Raw genomic sequence first — 17,810 nt, 5'->3', positions numbered from 1 at the left:
GGCGTCGGCCCAAATACACTCTCTGGCGTGGCCAGCACGACGACCGATCCCCTCCTCGGCCGCCTGGTCGACGGGCGGTACGAGATCGTCGCGCGCGTCGCCCGCGGTGGCATGGCCACCGTCTACCGGGCACGGGACCGCCGTCTCGGGCGCGAGGTCGCGCTCAAGGTCATGCACGCCCACCTCGCCGAGGGGGTCGACGGCGCCAGCTTCGTCTCGCGGTTCCGGCGGGAGGCGCGGGCGTCCGCGCGCCTGTCCCACCCCGGCGTCGTCGCCGTGTTCGACCAGGGCGTCGACGGCGACACCAGCTACCTGACCATGGAGTACGTGCCGGGCACGAACCTGCGCGGCGAGCTGCAGGCGGGTCCGCTCACGGTCGACCGGGCCCTGGACGTCGCGGAGCAGGTGCTCGCCGCCCTGTCCTCGGCCCACCGCGTCGGGCTGGTGCACCGGGACGTCAAGCCGGAGAACGTCCTCATCGGCGACGACGGCGCGGTCAAGGTCGCCGACTTCGGCCTCGCCCGTGCCGTGACCGAGGTCACCTCGACGGCCACCGGCACCATCCTGGGCACGGTCGCCTACCTGGCGCCCGAGGTGATCACGTCCGGCGGGTGCACGCCCTCGACGGACGTCTACGCCGTCGGGGTGCTGCTGCACGAGATGCTGACCGGCGCACTCCCCTACCCCGGCGAGCCGCCGATCCAGGTGGCCTTCCACCACGTCCACGAGGACTTCCCGCCGCCGTCCGACCGGGTCGACTGGCTCCCGGCCGAGATCGACGAGCTGGTGGCGGCCTTCACCGCGCGGGACGCGGGCCGGCGCCCGACCCATGCCGGTGCGGCGCTCGCCGCCGTGCTCGGGCTGCGCGCCGTGCTCGACGACGACGTCCTCCAGCGGTCCGCGGACCGGCCGTCCGTGCCCCTCGGACCCGACGGACCCGACGGGCCGGACGGGTCGGGACCTGTCCGGCCCGAGCTCGACGACATCCCCGACGGCTCTCCGGCGGACGGCGTCGACGAGATCCCCACCGGGTTCTTCGCGGAGGTCTCCGCGCCGGGCCACGACACCGAGCACGTCGTCACGTCTCCCACCACGGCCCTGACGGGCGGGACCGCGCCGGACGACGGCGGTACCGCCCGGCCGCGCCGCCGTCGTCGGGCCGTGCTCGCCGGGGTGCTCGCGCTCGTCCTCCTGCTGGGCGGCGGCTCCTTCGGGACGTGGTGGTGGTTTGCCGACGGCCCCGGCGCCTGGACGACCGTGCCGGCCGACGTGGCCGGCCTCCCCGAGGAGGACGCCCTGGCCCTGCTGGCCGCCGACGGCCTCGACGCGAGCACCACCGAGGCCCACGACGACGCCGTGCCCGCCGGGGACGTCGTGTCCACCGAACCCGCCCCCGGCGAGCGCGTGCGCAAGGACGGCACGGTCGCGCTGACCGTGTCGCTCGGCGTGCTCATGCTGGCGGTGCCCGACGACCTCGTGGGCGCCCCGCAGGCCGAGGCCACCTCCGCGCTGCGCGAGGCCGGGTTCGACGTCGGCCCGGCCCGCCCGGAGCACGACGACGCCGCGCCCGAGGGTGAGGTGCTCGGCGTCTCGGTCCCCGAGGACTCCGAGCAGCCGCACGACACCACCGTGCGCCTGACCGTCTCGGACGGCCCGGCGCCCGTCCGCGTGCCGCAGGTGGTGGGCCGCAGCAAGGACGGCGCGGCGTCGGACCTCGACGCCGCCGGGCTCGAGGTCGAGTACGCCGACCCCGAGCCGTCGACCGACGTCGAGGAGGGCCGGGTCCTGAGCCAGGACCCGGAGCAGGGCACGACGGCGCGGCGCACCGACACGGTGACGCTGACGCTGTCCTCGGGGCCGCCGGACGCCGAGGTGCCCGACGTCGTGGGCATGTCGAGCGACGAGGCCACCGCCGCGCTGGAGGAGGCAGGGTTCGAGGTGGACGTCAACCGCTACCTGGGCGGGCTGCTCGACACGGTCAGGTTCCAGGACGTCGACGGCACCGCCCCGGTGGGAACCACCGTGACGCTCACCGTCTGGTGAGCATCTCCGCGACCTGGAAGGCCGTCTCCAGCGACTGCTGGTGGTTGAGCCGGGGGTCGACGAGCGTCTCGTAGCGCTCGGCCAGCCCGGCGTCGGAGATCTCCTCACTCCCGCCGAGCACCTCGGTGACGTCGTCGCCGGTGAGCTCCATGTGCAGGCCCCCCGGCACGGTCCCCAGGCTGCGGTGCACCTCGAAGAACCCGGTGACCTCGTCCAGGACGTCCGTGAACCGGCGCGTCTTGTAGCCCGACTCCGAGGTGATCGTGTTGCCATGCATCGGGTCGGTGACCCAGGTGACCGCGACGCCTGCGGCGGTCACCTTCTCCACGACGTCCGGCAGCACGTCGCGGACCTTGCCCGCACCCATCCGGGTGATGAAGGTCAGGCGCCCCTCGGTGTTCTCCGGGTTGAGGCGACGGGCGAGGGCGATCGCGTCGTCGGGGCTCGTCGTCGGGCCGAGCTTGACGCCGATCGGGTTCGCCAGCCGGGAGAGGAACTCGACGTGGGCACCGTCGAGCTGCCGGGTGCGCTCACCGATCCACAGGAAGTGCGCGCTCGAGCCGTACGGCTTCCCGGTGCGGGCGTCGACCCGGGTCAGCGCTCGCTCGTAGTCGAGGACGAGCGCCTCGTGGCTCACGAAGAACTCGACCGTGCGCAGCGCGTCGAAGTCGGCGCCGCAGGCGTCCATGAAGCGGATCGCCCGGTCGATCTCGGTGGCCGTCCGTTCGTAACGGGCGTAGGCGGGGTTCTGCATGAACCCCCGGTTCCACTCGTGCACGCGCCGCAGGTCCGCGTAGCCGCCCTGCGTGAATCCCCGCACCACGTTCGCGGTCGCCGCCGAGATCCGGTACGCCTGCTCCAGGCGCGCCGGGTCGGGGATCCGCGACTCCGGGGTGAAGGCGTGGCCGTTGATCATGTCGCCCCGGTAGCAGGGCAGCGTGACGCCGTCGCGCGTCTCCTCGTCCGACGAACGCGGCTTGGCGTACTGGCCGGCGAGACGCCCCATCTTGACGACGGGCGTGCTGGCACCGTGCGTCAGCACGACCGCCATCTGCAGGATCGTGCGGACCTTGTTGCGGATGCGGGTGGCGTTCGCGTCGGCGAACGTCTCCGCGCAGTCCCCGCCCTGCAGGAGGAACGCCTCGCCGCGCCCGGCGGCGGCGAGACGTTCCGTCAGCGTGTCCGCCTCGGCGGGCACCACGAGCGGCGCCGCGACCGACAGCCTCGCCACGACCGCGGCGAGCCTGTCAGGGTCGGGCCAGACCGGCTGCTGCCGCGCCTCGAGGCCGCGGAACCGGTCGAGGCCGTCCGGGTCGGTCCCCGGCGCGACGGTGTCGACGGCGGTGCTCATGGTGCCCGACCGCCTCAGTGCTCGGCCGGCTGGGCCGGGACCAGGGACTGACCGATGCCGGCCAGCAGCTCGCCGAACCACTCGGTGTGCACGTCGAACGCCTTGCCGCCGGCGATGCGGGGGAACTCGATGGCCTTGAGCCGGTCGCCGTCCTCCTCGTCGTGGCCGATGACGCCGGCCTCGCCGCGCAGGGCGCACTCGACGGCCAGGTCGGTCATCGACTTGATGAGGCGCAGGTCCTCGGCGTTCGCAGCCGCGGCGCGCGAGTAGTAGCCGGACTTCTGGACCATGACCTTCTCCGCACCGAGCTTCTCCGCGAACTGCTTCGCGAACCACTGGCCCGGGTTGATCGTGTCCAGCTTGACGTGGCCGAACGGGTCGCGCTGGACCTCCTCGCCCGCCGCCTCGAGCTGCGCGACGATCTCGTGCATGCCCGCACCCTCCGAGAGGAAGATGTTGACGTTGCCCTGGGTGTCCATGAGGGAGCGGAGCCGCTCCGACTCTGCCTCCAGGTCCAGCGCCAGCTCCGGCAGGAACACCGCGTGGACGTCCCAGCGCTCGCGGGTGAGGCCAAGGGCCGGGGCGAACTCCTGCGCGTCCAGCCACTTGCGGTACTCCGCGGCCGCGGCGGCGGTGAGCCATCCGCAGTGCCGCCCCATGACCTCGTGGACGATGAGCATGCGCGGCCCGGAGCGGTGCTCGCCGATGACGTTCGCGGCGAAGCCGGCAGCCTCCTCGGCCGCGGTCCACGCGCCGAGCGACTGCTTGATCGGCACCACGTCGTTGTCGATGGTCTTGGGCAGCCCCACGACGGTGAGGTCGTAGCTGTTCTCCGCCAGGTACGCGGCGAGGTCGGCCGCGGTGGTGTTCGTGTCGTCGCCACCGATGGTGTGCAGCACGTCCACGCCGTCGGCCTGGAGCTGCTCCGCGGCGACGTGCAGCGGGTCCTGCCCCTCCGCCACGAGACCGCGCTTGACGCAGTCGGCCGCGTTGGTGAGCTTCACGCGCGAGTTGCCGATCGGCGAACCACCGAAGCGGTGCAGGACTCCGGCCTGCTGACGGGCCTCCGGCCCGATCTCGATCTTCGTGCCGGTGAGCAGGCCGTGGTAGCCGTACTGGTAGGCGATGATCTCGATCGACGGGTCGAGCTCGGTGTAACGCTCGATGAGGCCACCGACCGCGGACGACAGGCACGGTGCGAAACCACCGGCGGTCAGGAGGGCCACACGACGGACCGACATGAGGGGGCTACCTCTCGATGGGGGATGAAGAACGCTCCCCATCCTATGAGCCCCCGGGCGCGGCCGTGACGGCGTCTCAGCCGGTGGGGTCCTCGGTCTCCTTCGCCGCCGGGGCGGCCGGCCCGGTCGCGTCCGTCGGCTCGTCGGCCACGAACGTCTCCGGCTCCGCGGCCGGGCGCGCCGCTCCCGGCGTGGGGTCCACGGGCAGCCCCTGGGCGAGACGCACCTTCGCCGTGGCCGCGTAGACGTCCACGTACTCCTGCTCGCTCAGGCGCAGGATCGCGTACATGATCTCGTCGGCGACCGCACGCAGCACGAAGCGGTCGGACTCCATCCCCCGGTACCTGCTGAAGTCGAGCGGCTCGCCGAACACGACGCCGATCGGCCGCGGCTTGGGCACCACGCGGCCGAGCGGCTGCGCGACGTCGGTGCCGACCATCGCCACCGGCACCACCGGTGAACCCGACTCGAGCGCGAGCCGCGCCACACCGGTCTTGCCGCGGTAGAGCCGGCCGTCCGGGCTCCGGGTGCCCTCGGGATAGATCCCGAAGAGCTCGCCCTCGTCCAGGACGCGCATGCCCGTGCGCAGCGCGGCCTCGCTCGCCTTGCCGCCGGACCTGTCCACCGGGATCGTCCCGACGCCGCGCATGAAGCCGGCCACCAGCCGCCCCTTGAGGCCTCGCCCGGTGAAGTAGTCGGACTTCCCGAGGAACTTGACCTGGCGCTCCAGCACGATGGGCAGCACGAACGAGTCGATGACGGCCAGGTGGTTGCTCGCCAGGATCGCGCCTCCGGCGTCCGGCACGTGCTCCACGCCCTTGGTCCACGGACGGAAGGCCAGCCGCAGCCACGGCCCGACCAGCACGTGCTTCATGATCCAGTAGAACAACGGTCCTCCTCGCGGCGTCACCGACGACAATAGAGTGGTCCCATGGCCTCACCGAACCGGGACGCGGAACCGGACGACCTGCCGGACGCCGACGTCGACGCCCGTTGGTCCGACATCGTCGCACGTCTCGAAGACGTCGAGCAGTCCGGCCACACCGTGGAGGCCGCCCGGCAGCCCGACGCGCAGCCCGACGCGCAGAGCGGCGCGGAGCCCGCGGACAGCGACGCCGCCGCCACCCCGGCGCGCCCCAGCGGGCCCCGTGACTGGCCGACGACGCCGGAGGTCGAGGCGCTCGAGGAGGCCCAGGACCACTTCGTGCCGCCCGACCCGGAGCCGGTCGCGCACCGGGAACCGCTGCTCACGCTCGCCTGGACGGTGGCCGTCGCGGTGCCGGTGCTGACGGTGCTCGGCGTCATCGTCACCGCACTGCTGCCCGACCTGTCGGTGCCGGCCTGGGTCGGGCCGGCCGGCGGAGGGTCGTTCGTCGCCGCGATCGCGGTCCTCGTCTGGCGCATGCCGCACCGGCGCGACCCGGACGACCACGACCCCGGGGCCGTCGTCTGAGCGGAGCGGGGCACGCGCCCGGCCAGGTCAGCGCCGCGCCAGGTCGGCGGCGCCGATGATGCCGGCCTCGTTGCCCTGCTGAGCGAGCTCGATCTGCGCCACCGGACGGTGCCCGAGCGCCGAGAGCTGCGCCTCGTACGCCTTGCGCACCGGCGCGAGCAGCAGGTCGCCCGCCGCACCGACGCCACCGCCGAGGACGATCAGCTCCGGGTCGAGCAGGGCAGCGACCGACGCCGACCCCTCGCCGACCCACCGGCCCAGCGTGGCGAGCAGCTCGATCGACAGCTCGTCGCCGTCCTGCGCCGCCTGCGTGATCTGCGGACCGGTGATGCCGTCGGGGTCCCCGCCGGCCAGCTCCACGAGCCGACGGGCGCGCTCCGGCGTCGCCGTCGCCGCCTGGCGTGCGTCCCGCACGAGCGCGGTGCCCGAGGCGTACTGCTCCCAGCACCCCTCGTGCCCGCAGCCGCAGTAGTGCCCGCCGGGGACCACACGCATGTGCCCGACCTCGGCCGCCACACCCCACTTGCCCCGGACCAGCTCCCGGTCGACGACGATAGCGCCGCCGAGGCCGGTGCCGATCGTCAGCAGCAGCATGTCGGACGCCTCGCGGGCCGCCCCGAACCGGAACTCCGCCCAGCCGGCGGCGTTCGCGTCGTTCTCGACCACGACCGGCACGTCGAGGTCGACCAGCTCGGAGACCTTCTGCGCCAGCGGGTACTCGCGCCAGGCGATGTTCGGGGCGAACAGCACCGAGCTGCGGTCAGGGCTGACGAAGCCGGCGGCGGCGAGCCCGATCGCCCCGATCTCGTGCTCCTTGGCCAGCTCCGTGCACGCGTCGGCGATCGCGCGGTCCATGCTCGCGACGTCGTCGGCGGCGGTGTCCCGCCGGACCTTGGCCAGGATGCGACCGGCCTCGTCCACGACCCCGACGGCGATCTTCGTTCCGCCGATGTCGACTCCGATGGCGTGCATGCGTCTGACCTCACGTTCGATCTCGGGGACGTCGGACGGGGGGTTCCGCCGCACCGACACGGGTCGGCACGCCCGAGCGCGCCGGGGACAAGACTACCGACCGCGGACCGCCGTGGGCGTACCGTCCACCAGATGGTGCGCGAGGGTGTCCGACCAGCCTGTGCGACCCGGTATCGTGACCGCCACGGACGAGCCCTGCCACTGGAGTCAGCATGGACGAGATCATCACCCCGCAGCTCGTGGAGCTGCCCCCGACGTCGAACCTCAACGACCTCCTCACCAGGAGGGTCGCGGACGACCCGGACGCCACGATCGTCGAACGCCCCGCCGGCGACGGCTGGGAGAGCCTGAGCAGCGCCGCGTTCGACGCCCAGGTCGTGGCCGTGGCCAAGGGGCTCGTCGCCAAGGGCGTGCAGCCCGGCGACCCGGTGGGGATCATGTCGCACACCCGCTACGAGTGGACGCTCCTCGACTTCGCCGCGTGGGCCGCCGGTGCCGTCCCCGTCCCGGTGTACGAGACCTCGTCGCCCGAGCAGGTCGAGTGGATCGTCACCGACGCCGGCGTCACGGTGCTCGTCGCCGAGAACGCCGAGCTGGCGGCCGTGGTCCACGGGATCCAGGGCTCGGCGCCGACGCTGCGCGAGGTCCTCTCGATCGACGACGGCGCCGTCGCCGAGCTGACCGCGGCCGGCGCGGACGTCGACGACGCCGAGATCACCCGGCGTCGCGGCCTCGCGGGTCTGGACGACGTCGCCACCATCATCTACACCTCGGGAACCACCGGCCGACCGAAGGGCGCGGAGCTGACCCACGGCAACTTCGCCTCGCTGGCGACCAACGCCGTCGCCGCGGTGCCGGAGGTCTTCGCCGCCGGGGGGCGCACGCTGCTGTTCCTGCCGCTGGCGCACGTGTTCGCGCGCTTCATCGAGATCCTCGCGATCGCCGGCGGCAGCACGCTGGGGCACTGGGCGGACGTCAAGACCGTCACCACCGGCCTGGGCACCTTCAAGCCCACGTTCGTGCTCGCCGTCCCCCGCGTGTTCGAGAAGGTCTACAACTCGGCGGAGCAGAAGGCGGCCGCTGGCGGCAAGCTGAAGATCTTCCAGTGGGCCACGGCTACCGCCATCGAGTGGTCGCGGGCCCAGGACACGGGTGGCGCCTCCTTCTGGTTGAACCTTCAGCACAAGGTCGCCGGCAGGCTCGTCTACGGCAAGCTGCTGCACGCGCTGGGCGGGCAAGCGCGGTACGCCGTCTCGGGCGGCGGGCCGCTCGGTGAACGGCTCGGTCACTTCTTCCGCGGCATCGGGCTGACCATCCTCGAGGGGTACGGCCTGACCGAGACCACCGCGCCGACCAGCGTCAACCGCCCCGCCGCCAACCGCATCGGGACCGTCGGGACACAGCTTCCCGGGTGCGGCGTCAAGATCGCGGACGACGGCGAGATCCTCCTCCGGGGCATCCACGTCTTCCGCGGCTACCACGGCAACGCCGAGGCGACCGCCGAGGCGTTCGACGGCGAGTGGTTCCGCACGGGCGACCTCGGCGCGCTCGACGACGACGGGTTCCTGTCCATCACGGGTCGCAAGAAGGAGATCATCGTGACGGCGGGCGGCAAGAACGTCGCCCCCGCCGCTCTCGAGGACCGGATCAGGGCCCACGCCCTGGTCAGCCAGTGCGTCGTGGTGGGCGACAACCGCCCCTTCATCGGGGCGCTCATCTCGCTCGACCCCGAGGGCCTGCCCGGTTGGCTCAAGATGCACGACAAGCCGGAGATGACCGTCGAGCAGGCCCGCACGGACGCCGACGTCCTGGCCGCGCTCGACACCGCCGTCACCCGCGCCAACCAGGCCGTCTCGCGCGCCGAGTCGATCCGCAAGTTCTCCCTGCTGCCCGAGGACCTCACCGTCGAGAACGGCTACCTGACGCCGTCCCTCAAGGTGAAGCGGTCCGTCGTGATGGCGGACTTCTCCGCCGACGTCGACGCCCTCTACGTGGACGACCGGGACCAGTCCCCGGCCTGACACGGCTGTCGGTGGCGGGGACTAGCGTCCCCGCCATGTCGATCGCACCAGCGCCGCAGCCTCCGGCGACGGCCGTCCAGCCCTCGTTCGCCGACATCGGCACACCGCTGCGGGACGTGACGTTCGTGGTCGTGGACCTGGAGACCACCGGCAGCAGGGCGAACGACGCGGGGATCACGGAGATCGGCGCCGTCAAGGTCCGGGGCGGCGAGGTGCTCGGCGAGTTCCAGTCGCTGGTGAACCCCGGTCGGCCGGTCCCGGCGTTCGTGGCCCGGCTGACCGGGATCACGACGGCGATGGTCTCGACCGCCCCCGGCATCGAGCTGGTGCTGCCGGGCTTCCTCGAGTTCGCCCACGGCTGCGTGCTGGTGGCCCACAACGCACCGTTCGACATCGGGTTCCTGCGGGCGGCGTGCGCCGACCTGGACTACGCGTGGCCCGGCTTCGACGTCGTGGATACGCTGCCCCTCGCCCGCCGGGTCGTCCCTCGTGACGAGGCGCCCAACCACAAGCTGGCCACGCTCGCGCGGCTCTTCCGGGCACAGACCTCCCCCGACCACCGGGCCCTCGCCGACGCCCGCGCCACGGTCGACGTCCTGCACGCCCTGCTCGAGCGCCTCGCACCGCTCGGCGTGACGCACCTCGAGGACCTCGCCACCGCAGCGGACCCTGTCCCTGCCGACGTCCGGCGCAAGTCGACCCTGGCCGACGAGCTGCCCAGCGCACCCGGCGTGTACCTCTTCCGGGGACCGGACGAGGAGGTGCTCTACGTGGGCACCTCGACCAACATCCGCAAGCGCGTGCGCTCCTACTTCACGGCCGCGGAGAAGCGGCGCCGGATCACCGAGATGGTCCGGATCGCCCATGCCGTGACCCCGGTCGTCTGCGCGACACCGCTCGAGGCTCAGGTCCGCGAGCTGCGCCTCATCACGGAGCACGCGCCGCGGTACAACCGACGCTCCAAGCACCCGGAGCGCCAGACGTGGGTGCGCCTGACCGACGAGCCCTACCCGCGGCTGTCGGTGGTGCCCGAGGTCCGGGGCGACGTCCCGCACATCGGACCCTTCACCTCGCGCCGGACGGCGACCGCGGCCGTGGAGGCGATGCACGACGCCATCGCGCTGCGCCAGTGCACCCAGCGCCTGCCGGCGGTCGCGCGCTCGCCCCGCAGCCCGTGCGCCCTTGCCGGTCTCGGCCGCTGCTCCGCACCGTGCACCGCCACCACCGGTCCGGACACCGGGTACCGGGCGCTGGTCGAGCAGGCCCGCACCGCGCTGACGGGAGACCCGAGTGCCGTCGTCCGAGCCCTCGCTGAACGGGTGGCGCGGCTCGCCGGGCAGGAACGCTTCGAGGAAGCCGGCCAGGTGACGGCCCGGCTGCGGGCGTTCGTCCGCGCGGCCGCCCGGACGCAACGCATGGACCCGTTGAGCCGGTGCGCCGAGCTCGTCGCGGCGCGCCCGACGGCGGCAGGCGGCTGGGAGATCGTCGTCGTCCGGCACGCACGGCTCGCCGGCACCGCGGTGACCGGGCCGCGCGAGGACCCGCTGCCGGTCGTGGACGCCCTGCGGGCGACGGCCGAGGTCGTCGAACCCGCCCAGCCGCCGGCTCCTGCCTGCCACCCGGAGGAGGCAGCCCTCGTCCTGGACTGGCTGGACCAGCCGCACGTACGTCTCGTGCACGTCTCCGGGCCCTGGACGTGCCCCGTTCGCTCGGCGCTGGCGCACGCCGACCTCGACGACGTGTCGGCGTCGGTCGCGCTGGCCCTCGGCGGCGCGGATACGATGGCGGCATGCTGACCGCGATCGTCCTCATCGACACCGTCCCGGACCGTATCCCCGAGGTCGCCACCCAGGTCACGAACCTGGACGGGGTGAGCGAGGTCTACTCGGTCACCGGCAAGGCCGACCTGGTGGCGATGGTGCGGGTCGACGAGCACGACGACCTCGCGACCGTCATCGCCGACGGCATCAGCAAGGTGGACGGCGTGCTCCGCACCGAGACGCTCATCGCGTTCCGGGCGTACTCCAACGTGGAGCTCGAGCAGGCGTTCGCGCTCGGGCTGGACGACTGACCGTCGCCGGCTGACGGCGGCGGCGAGACCGAGTCTCACGCCCGGTCGGGGACCCGCCAGGCTTCGTCAGGCCTGGGTCGCCGCCACCCACCGCTCGACGACGTCGGCGGCACCCCCGTCGTCGATGCTGCGCGCGGCGTGCTCGACGCCGGCCGCCAGCCGCTGGGCGAGCGTGCCGTCCGCCGTCCCCGGCAGCGTGCCGTCGGCCACGAGGGCGGCCGCCGCGTTGAGCAGGACCGTCTGGCGGACGGGACCCTGATCGGTCCCCGTGAAGACCTCCCGCGCCACCTGGGCGTTGTGGACGGCGTCCGCGCCGCGCAGGTCCGCGATCTCCAGACGGTCCAGACCGAGCTCCGCCGCCGCGTCGAAACGCTGCTCCGAGACCTCGCCGTCGCGCACCTCCCAGACCGAGGCACCGCCGGTGGCGGCGAGCTCGTCGAGCCCGTCGTCACCGCGGAAGACCAGGGCGCTGGTGCCGCGCTCCGCGAAGACGCCGGCCATCAGCGGCGCCATCCGGGCGTCGGCACAGCCGACGGCGGTCGCACGCGGCTGGGCCGGGTTCGTCAGGGGACCGAGGAAGTTGAAGGCCGTGGCGATCCCCAGGTCCCTCCGCGCGGTCGCCGCGTGGCGCATCGAGGGGTGGAACATCCCGGCGAAGCAGAAGGTGATGCCGACGTCGTGCGCGATCGCGGCGACACGTTCGGCGGGCTGGTTGAGCCGCACCCCGAGGGCCTCGAGGACGTCCGCCGATCCGGACGACGACGAGGCCGCGCGGTTGCCGTGCTTGACCACGCGGACACCGGTCCCGGCGACGACCACGGCCGCCATCGTGGAGATGTTGACCGTGTGGTGCCGGTCACCGCCCGTGCCGACCAGGTCGACCGCCGGACCGGCGACCTCGATCCGGATCGCGTGCGCCAGCATGGCGTCCGCGAGGCCGGCGAGCTCCGCCGCCGTCTCCCCCTTGGCCCGGAGCCCGACCAGGAACCCGGCCAGGCGGGTCGGGGGGACCTCGCCCGACATCACCTGGTCCATGGCCCACGCCGTCTGCTCGGCGGTGAGGTCGGCGCCGGCGACGAGCTCGGTGAGCACGCCGGGCCAGGTCAGGTCGGTCGGGACGTTCGTCGGCACGGTGGTCACTTTCGGCGGGAGGTCAGGGGTCAGGAGCTGGTGGGCCGGGACGGAGGTTTCAGGCGGCCTGCGACAACGTCTCCGCCACCGCGCGCTGCACCGCGAAGGCGTCGAGCGGTCGCGGCACCACGGAGTCGGCGAGGGACCATGATGCCAGCCAGGCGTCCTGCGCCCGTCCGGTGAGGACGAGCACTGGCGGGCAGGCGTACACCTCGTTCTTGAGCTGCCGGCACAGCCCCATCCCGCCGGCCTTGTCCGCCTCGCCGTCGAGGATCAGCAGGTCGAACCGGCGGCCGTCGGCCGCGGCGAGGAGCCTGTCGCGGGTGGCGACCTCCGTCCAGGCGATCTCGGCGGCGCCCGCACCGAGGCGGGGTCCGACGGCGAGCCGCACCTGTTCGCGCACGGTGGCGTCGTCGCTGTACAGCAGGACACGGGGGCCGGTCGTCATCGAGCATCCCTTCGCAGACGTTTGGTGGCATCGTGGCACAGGTGCGTCACCTCGGTCAGCGATGGTGCGTGGTCTTTTCGTGGCAGTCTCGCTCGATCCGTCACGAACAGCGCCTCAGACGGCATGATTCTGCAGATTCCGTAAACCTGATCTCCACCATCCGCACCCCCCGGGTCCTCGAACCCGCCTCACGTCAGCCATAATGGCTGATGTGTCGACTGCAACGGCTGCTGCCCCCCACGCCCATCAGCACGTGACCGTCAACCGACCGAACACCGTCTCGGTCGGGACGATCGTGTGGCTGGCCAGCGAGCTCATGTTCTTCGCCGGCCTGTTCGCCATGTACTTCACCGTCCGCTCCGTGCTGCCGGAGGCGGAGTGGAATGCCGAGGCGGCGCACGTCTCGCTGGTCTTCCCGCTGATCAACACCTGCGTCCTCGTCGCCTCCTCGATCACCTGCCAGGCCGGCGTGCTGGCCGCGGAGCGCTTCCAGCCGGTCCGCACCGGTTCGCTGCTCCAGGTGAGCAGGTGGGGCATGAACGAGTGGATGACGCTGACGTTCCTCATGGGCGCGTTCTTCGTCTCCGGCCAGATCTTCGAGTACGCCGAGCTCGTCCACGAGGGCCTGACGATCTCGTCCAGCGCCTACGGGTCGGTCTTCTACCTGGCGACCGGGTTCCACGGCCTGCACGTGGTCGGCGGCCTGATCGCCTTCCTGTTCCTGCTGGGGCGCTCGTTCCGCGCCAAGCGGTTCACGCACCACGAGGTCACCACGGGGCTCGTGGTGTCCTACTACTGGCACTTCGTCGACGTCGTGTGGATCGCGCTGTTCCTGGTGATCTACATCCTGAAGTGATCTCCGGGCGGCACTCCCGTCGCCCCGCTCCTGACCCTGCACCACCCACCTGCGAGACGAGGACATTTTCGTGAAGGCACTCGCCGCCCGCCGGCACCACCGGGCCGCTCCGGTCGTGCTGCTGCTGCTGGCGCTGCTGGTCACGGGCGGCGTGTACGCCGTCCTGGCGCCGAGTCCGGCCACCGCCGAGACCGCCAGCACTGCGACCGACGTGGAGGAGGGCCAGCGGCTCTTCCAGGCCAACTGCGCCACGTGCCACGGTCCGAACGCCGAGGGCACCCCGGAAGCCCCGTCGCTCGTCGGCGTGGGTGCCGCGGCGGTCGACTTCCAGGTCTCCACCGGCCGCATGCCCATGCAGATGAGCGGACCGCAGGCTGCCCAGAAGCCGCCCCAGATGAACGAGGAGCAGACCGCCCAGCTCGCGGCGTACGTCGCCTCGCTCGGTGCCGGTCCGGCGATCCCCACGGAGGAGCAGGTCGACGCCGAGCTCGGGGACTCCGCCAACGGTGCCCTGCTGTTCCGCACCAACTGCGCGATGTGCCACAACGCCGTCGGCGCCGGCGGTGCACTGTCCGAGGGCAAGTGGGCTCCGCCGCTGGACGAGGTCTCGGAGCAGAACATCTATCAGGCGATGCTGACCGGCCCGCAGTCGATGCCGGTCTTCAACGACGCCAACATCACCCCTGACGAGAAGCGCGACGTGATCGCGTACCTCGTCGAGCAGCGTGACGGATCAGCCGGAGGCCTGACCCTCGGGTCGCTCGGCCCCGTCAGCGAAGGCCTCTGGGCATGGGTCGTCGGCCTCGGGCTGATGATCGGTGCTGCTGTGTGGATCGGAGCGAAGTCCTCGTGAGCGACAACCAGAACACCCCCGGCCAGGACGTCGCGGCCCGGGACACCGCGGCCCACCCCGAGCGGTTCGAGGACCCGGGTGTCCCGGCCCACCGGTCGCGCCTGACCGACGTCGACCCGCAGGCGGCCAAGCGCAACGAGCGCCTCATCGCGCTGATCTTCGGGATCTCGTGCGTGGGCGCCATCGCCAGCGTCGTCGTCTACTTCGCGGTCCGGCCCGACGGCACCACCGCCGGGACCCGCCTGTCGACGGCCCTCCTGGGCGTCACCATGGCGATCTCCCTGCTCGGCATCGGCATCGCCGCGATCCACTGGGCCAAGTCGCTCATGAGCGACCACGAGCACGTGGACGAGCGCCACACGCTCGCGAGCTCGCCGGAGGTACGTCAGGTCGCCGTGCAGCACCTGGCCGACGGCGTCGAGGACTCCGGCATCGCGCGCCGCGGCGTCCTCAAGGGTGCCGCGGTCTCCGCGCTCGCCCTGTTCCCCCTCACGTTCGCCGTGCCGCTGATCTCCAGCGTCGGCGGCGACTGGAACGTCTCGAAGTTCCGCCACACCCTCTGGGAGCGCAACAAGCGCCTCGCGTACGACCCGACCGGTCGTCCGATCAGGGCCGCCGACCTGACCGTGGGCTCTGCGGCCCACGTCATCCCGGAGGCCTCCCAGGAGGAGATGCAGTCGCACGAGTGGATCACGGAGAAGGCCAAGGCCGTGGTGCTCCTGGTGCGTCTCAACCCGGAGGACCTCCGGTCCGACCAGTCGCCCGAGGGCGAGACCTGGTCGTACGACGGCATCGTCGCGTACTCGAAGATCTGCACCCACGTCGGGTGCCCCGTGGCGCTCTACGAGCAGCAGACGCACCACCTGCTCTGCCCGTGCCACCAGTCGACCTTCGACATGGCCGACGGCGCCAAGGTCGTCTTCGGTCCTGCGAACCGTCCCCTGCCCCAGCTGCCCATCACCGTCGACGACGAGGGCTATCTCGTGGCACAGGACGACTTCGCCGAGCCCATCGGCCCGAGCTACTGGGAGCGCCTGAAGTGAGCACCGACACCAGCCCCTCCACCGCTGACACGCCGACGACCCCCGCCGGCAAGGCGGCCGACTACCTGGACCAGCGCACCTCCGTCGGAGGCGCGGTCAAGGAGTTCGCCCGCAAGGTCTTCCCCGACCACTGGTCCTTCATGCTCGGCGAGATGGCGCTCTTCTCGTTCGTCGTGCTGCTGCTGACCGGCGTGTTCCTGACCATGTTCTTCGATCCGTCGATGGCCCTGATCGAGTACCACGGCGCCGGTCCCGAGGCGATGCAGGGCCAGCTGATGTCCGTGGCCTTCGCCTCGACGCTGGACCTGTCCTTCGAGGTCCGTGGCGGGCTGCTCATGCGGCAGATCCACCACTGGGCGGCCCTGGTCTTCATGGCCTCGATCGTGGTCCACATGATGCGCGTCTTCTTCACCGGCGCCTTCCGCAAGCCGCGCGAGATCAACTGGCTCGTCGGCACGGTCCTCATGATCCTCGGCCTGGCTGCCGGGTTCTCCGGCTACTCGCTCCCCGACGACGTCCTGTCCGGCAACGGCCTGCGGATCACGGACGGCGTGGTGAAGTCGCTGCCGGTCATCGGCTCGTACCTGTCGTACTTCATCTTCGGTGGCGAGTTCCCCGGCGAGCACATCATCCCGCGCCTCTTCACGGTGCACATCCTGCTCGTGCCGGCGCTGATCCTCGCGCTGATCGGCGTCCACCTGTTCCTCATGGTGCTGCACAAGCACACGCAGTACCCCGGTGGCGGCCGCACGCACAAGAACGTCGTGGGCTACCCGCTCTTCCCGGTGTACATCGCCAAGATGGGCGGCAACTTCTTCATCGTCTTCGGCATCCTGGCGCTCATGGGTGCGACGATGAGCATCAACAACGTGTGGAACTACGGTCCTTATGACCCGTCGCCGGTCGGCGCAGGCGCACAGCCGGACTGGTACATGCTCTTCCTCGAGGGATCGCTCCGGCTGATGCCAGGGGCCGGGACCGAGTGGGTCATCTTCGGGTACACGTTGCCGCTGAACGTCCTGATCCCGGCGGTCGTCGTCCCTGGCCTGCTGTTCACGTTCCTGTTCGTCTACCCGTTCCTCGAGGCGCGGGTCACCGGCGACAAGCGCGAGCACCACGTGCTCGACCGGCCTCGCAACGTGCCGGTGCGCACGGGGCTGGGTGTGGCCTTCCTGACCGCGTTCATCATCCTGGCGCTCGCCGGCTCGAACGACCTCATCGCCACCCACTTCGGGATGTCGATCAACCAGATCACGTGGGCGTTCCGGATCCTGTTCTTCGTCGGTCCGGTCCTGGGCTTCTGGATCACCAAGCGGATCTGCCTCGGGCTGCAGCGCAAGGACCGCGAGCTGGTCCTGCACGGTCACGAGACGGGTCGGATCGTCCGGTTCGCCAACGGTGAGTACATCGAGGTGCACCGCCCCCTGGACGAGCAGGAGCGGTGGCTGCGCGTCAACTACGACGCCTACAAGCCCCTCGAGATCGAGCCCGCGACGGACGCCCGTGGCGTCAAGCGGCCCGGCTACAAGAAGGACAAGCGCTGGCAGAAGCTGTCGCGGTTCTTCTACGAGGACCGGGTCGAGCCCGTCACGCCCGCCGAGCTCGCCGCCGCGCACTCGCACGGCGAGCACGACGAGATCGAGTCCGCCCAGCACTCCCCCGAGCTGGTCTCGGGGGCCGAGAACGCCGAGCGGGAGCACTGAGTCTCCTGAGCGGATAGTCGACAGACCCGCGCATCTTCGTCCGCCGCGGCGGGCAAGATGCGCGGGTCTCTGTCTATCCTGCACCGGCGGGTACGTCCGCCGGATCGGCGCCGCACCGTCGCGCACCCACGCGGTGCGCGAACCCGACAACGGAAGGTACAAGAGCATGGCTGTCTACACGCTGCCGGATCTGCCCTACGACTACAGCGCGCTCGAGCCGCACATCAGCGGCAAGATCATGGAGCTGCACCACGACAAGCACCACGCCACCTACGTCGCGGGCGCGAACACCGCGCTGGAGAAGCTGGCCGAGGCCCGCGAGTCCGGCGACCTGGGCGCGGTCAACCTGCACGAGAAGAACCTCGCGTTCCACCTCGGCGGGCACACCAACCACACCGTGTTCTGGCACAACCTGTCCCCCGAGGGCGGCGGCGAGCCCGACGGCGAGCTGGCCGAGGCGATCAAGGACCAGTTCGGCTCCTTCGCCGCGTTCCAGGCCCACTTCGCCGCGACCGCCACCGGCATCCAGGGCTCCGGCTGGGCCGTGCTCGGCTGGGACTCGATCGGCCAGCGCCTGGCCATCTTCCAGCTGTTCGACCAGCAGGCCAACGTCCCGGTCGGCAT

16 protein-coding genes are annotated in these 17,810 nt (G+C 71.8%); 10 read left to right on the top strand and 6 right to left on the bottom strand.

Annotated features, from left to right (window positions below):
• Positions 1 to 27 precede the first annotated feature (27 nt).
• Entirely contained in the window at positions 28 to 2,043 is a 2,016-nt protein-coding gene (pknB, locus tag BCL65_RS15020) for a Stk1 family PASTA domain-containing Ser/Thr kinase (RefSeq protein ID WP_106269322.1), read from the top strand.
• Here pknB and BCL65_RS15015 read toward each other — a convergent pair.
• The 3 genes from BCL65_RS15015 to BCL65_RS15005 all read right to left on the bottom strand — a co-directional run bounded on the left by BCL65_RS15015 (position 2,030) and on the right by BCL65_RS15005 (position 5,524).
• On the bottom strand, positions 2,030 to 3,394 hold the full coding sequence (locus BCL65_RS15015) for a class II 3-deoxy-7-phosphoheptulonate synthase (RefSeq protein WP_106269321.1): 1,365 nt from the start codon (positions 3,392 to 3,394) through the stop codon (positions 2,030 to 2,032). The two genes, pknB and BCL65_RS15015, sit on opposite strands and share 14 nt — an antisense overlap.
• Positions 3,395 to 3,408: 14 nt before the next feature.
• Positions 3,409 to 4,635 carry a pyrophosphate--fructose-6-phosphate 1-phosphotransferase gene (locus BCL65_RS15010; protein WP_106269320.1) on the bottom strand — a complete coding sequence of 409 codons (1,227 nt, stop codon included), beginning with the start codon at positions 4,633 to 4,635 and terminating at the stop codon, positions 3,409 to 3,411.
• Between the two features lie 76 nt (positions 4,636 to 4,711).
• Complete coding sequence (locus BCL65_RS15005) at positions 4,712 to 5,524, bottom strand: lysophospholipid acyltransferase family protein (protein ID WP_106269319.1); 813 nt, start codon at positions 5,522 to 5,524, stop codon at positions 4,712 to 4,714.
• A gap of 42 nt (positions 5,525 to 5,566) precedes the next feature.
• On the opposite strand from BCL65_RS15005, the gene BCL65_RS15000 reads away from it, so the two are divergent.
• Positions 5,567 to 6,088, top strand: a complete 522-nt coding sequence (locus tag BCL65_RS15000; protein ID WP_106269318.1) for a hypothetical protein — start codon at positions 5,567 to 5,569, stop codon at positions 6,086 to 6,088.
• A 27-nt stretch (positions 6,089 to 6,115) separates the two neighbouring features.
• Here BCL65_RS15000 and BCL65_RS14995 read toward each other — a convergent pair whose 3' ends face one another.
• A complete protein-coding gene (locus BCL65_RS14995; RefSeq protein WP_106269422.1) occupies positions 6,116 to 7,060 on the bottom strand; it encodes an ROK family glucokinase in 945 nt (314 codons plus the stop codon).
• 212 nt (positions 7,061 to 7,272) lie between these two features.
• Between BCL65_RS14995 and BCL65_RS14990 the strand changes: the two genes are divergently transcribed.
• From BCL65_RS14990 to BCL65_RS14980, 3 genes are read left to right on the top strand one after another with little or no spacing between them, the layout of a single operon-like run.
• Positions 7,273 to 9,081 (top strand): AMP-dependent synthetase/ligase, encoded by a 1,809-nt coding sequence (locus BCL65_RS14990; RefSeq protein WP_106269317.1) that lies wholly within the window; start codon positions 7,273 to 7,275, stop codon positions 9,079 to 9,081.
• A gap of 35 nt (positions 9,082 to 9,116) precedes the next feature.
• Positions 9,117 to 10,877, top strand: a complete 1,761-nt coding sequence (locus BCL65_RS14985; protein WP_106269316.1) for a DEDD exonuclease domain-containing protein — start codon at positions 9,117 to 9,119, stop codon at positions 10,875 to 10,877.
• Entirely contained in the window at positions 10,871 to 11,152 is a 282-nt protein-coding gene (locus BCL65_RS14980) for an Lrp/AsnC family transcriptional regulator (RefSeq protein ID WP_106269315.1), read from the top strand. The genes BCL65_RS14985 and BCL65_RS14980 overlap by 7 nt, the downstream gene beginning before the upstream one ends.
• Before the next feature lie 66 nt (positions 11,153 to 11,218).
• Here the strand turns inward: BCL65_RS14980 and trpD are convergent, their stop codons facing one another.
• Entirely contained in the window at positions 11,219 to 12,283 is a 1,065-nt protein-coding gene (gene trpD / locus BCL65_RS14975; protein ID WP_106269421.1) for an anthranilate phosphoribosyltransferase, read from the bottom strand.
• Between the two features lie 58 nt (positions 12,284 to 12,341).
• A complete protein-coding gene (locus BCL65_RS14970) occupies positions 12,342 to 12,731 on the bottom strand; it encodes a response regulator transcription factor (protein ID WP_106269314.1) in 390 nt (129 codons plus the stop codon).
• Positions 12,732 to 12,933: 202 nt separating this feature from the next.
• Here BCL65_RS14970 and ctaE point away from each other — a divergent pair, with 202 nt between their 5' ends.
• The 5 genes from ctaE to BCL65_RS14945 form a co-directional block, all read left to right on the top strand.
• The gene (gene ctaE, locus BCL65_RS14965; RefSeq protein ID WP_106269313.1) at positions 12,934 to 13,587 is read left to right on the top strand and encodes an aa3-type cytochrome oxidase subunit III; all 654 of its coding nucleotides are present in this window, start codon (positions 12,934 to 12,936) and stop codon (positions 13,585 to 13,587) included.
• A 70-nt stretch (positions 13,588 to 13,657) separates the two neighbouring features.
• On the top strand, positions 13,658 to 14,440 hold the full coding sequence (gene qcrC / locus BCL65_RS14960) for a cytochrome bc1 complex diheme cytochrome c subunit (RefSeq protein ID WP_106269312.1): 783 nt from the start codon (positions 13,658 to 13,660) through the stop codon (positions 14,438 to 14,440).
• On the top strand, positions 14,437 to 15,483 hold the full coding sequence (gene qcrA, locus BCL65_RS14955) for a cytochrome bc1 complex Rieske iron-sulfur subunit (RefSeq protein WP_243401108.1): 1,047 nt from the start codon (positions 14,437 to 14,439) through the stop codon (positions 15,481 to 15,483). The genes qcrC and qcrA overlap by 4 nt, the downstream gene beginning before the upstream one ends.
• A complete protein-coding gene (gene qcrB, locus BCL65_RS14950) occupies positions 15,480 to 17,186 on the top strand; it encodes a cytochrome bc1 complex cytochrome b subunit (RefSeq protein ID WP_106269310.1) in 1,707 nt (568 codons plus the stop codon). Before qcrA ends, qcrB begins: the two co-directional genes overlap by 4 nt.
• A 166-nt stretch (positions 17,187 to 17,352) precedes the next feature.
• A partial coding sequence (locus BCL65_RS14945) for a superoxide dismutase (protein WP_106269309.1) occupies positions 17,353 to 17,810 on the top strand: 458 nt, incomplete at its 3' end.

Origin of the sequence: Isoptericola halotolerans, assembly GCF_003003075.1 — a bacterium.
Taxonomy (GTDB): Bacteria; Actinomycetota; Actinomycetes; order Actinomycetales; family Cellulomonadaceae; genus Isoptericola; species Isoptericola halotolerans_A.
The sequence above is the reverse complement of the archived record's forward strand: the minus strand, read 5'-3'. Positions and strand labels throughout refer to the sequence as shown.

What these genes read in the sequence shown, in the direction of transcription:
- BCL65_RS14980 (WP_106269315.1), top strand. Translation starts at nt 10,871, where the DNA reads ATGCTGACCGCGATCGTCCTCATCGACACCGTCCCGGACCGTATCCCC.
- BCL65_RS15015 (WP_106269321.1), bottom strand. Translation starts at nt 3,394, where the DNA reads ATGAGCACCGCCGTCGACACCGTCGCGCCGGGGACCGACCCGGACGGC.
- BCL65_RS14985 (WP_106269316.1), top strand. Translation starts at nt 9,117, where the DNA reads ATGTCGATCGCACCAGCGCCGCAGCCTCCGGCGACGGCCGTCCAGCCC.
- ctaE (WP_106269313.1), top strand. Translation starts at nt 12,934, where the DNA reads ATGGCTGATGTGTCGACTGCAACGGCTGCTGCCCCCCACGCCCATCAG.
- BCL65_RS15000 (WP_106269318.1), top strand. Translation starts at nt 5,567, where the DNA reads ATGGCCTCACCGAACCGGGACGCGGAACCGGACGACCTGCCGGACGCC.
- BCL65_RS15010 (WP_106269320.1), bottom strand. Translation starts at nt 4,635, where the DNA reads ATGTCGGTCCGTCGTGTGGCCCTCCTGACCGCCGGTGGTTTCGCACCG.
- BCL65_RS14990 (WP_106269317.1), top strand. Translation starts at nt 7,273, where the DNA reads ATGGACGAGATCATCACCCCGCAGCTCGTGGAGCTGCCCCCGACGTCG.
- BCL65_RS14995 (WP_106269422.1), bottom strand. Translation starts at nt 7,060, where the DNA reads ATGCACGCCATCGGAGTCGACATCGGCGGAACGAAGATCGCCGTCGGG.
- BCL65_RS14970 (WP_106269314.1), bottom strand. Translation starts at nt 12,731, where the DNA reads ATGACGACCGGCCCCCGTGTCCTGCTGTACAGCGACGACGCCACCGTG.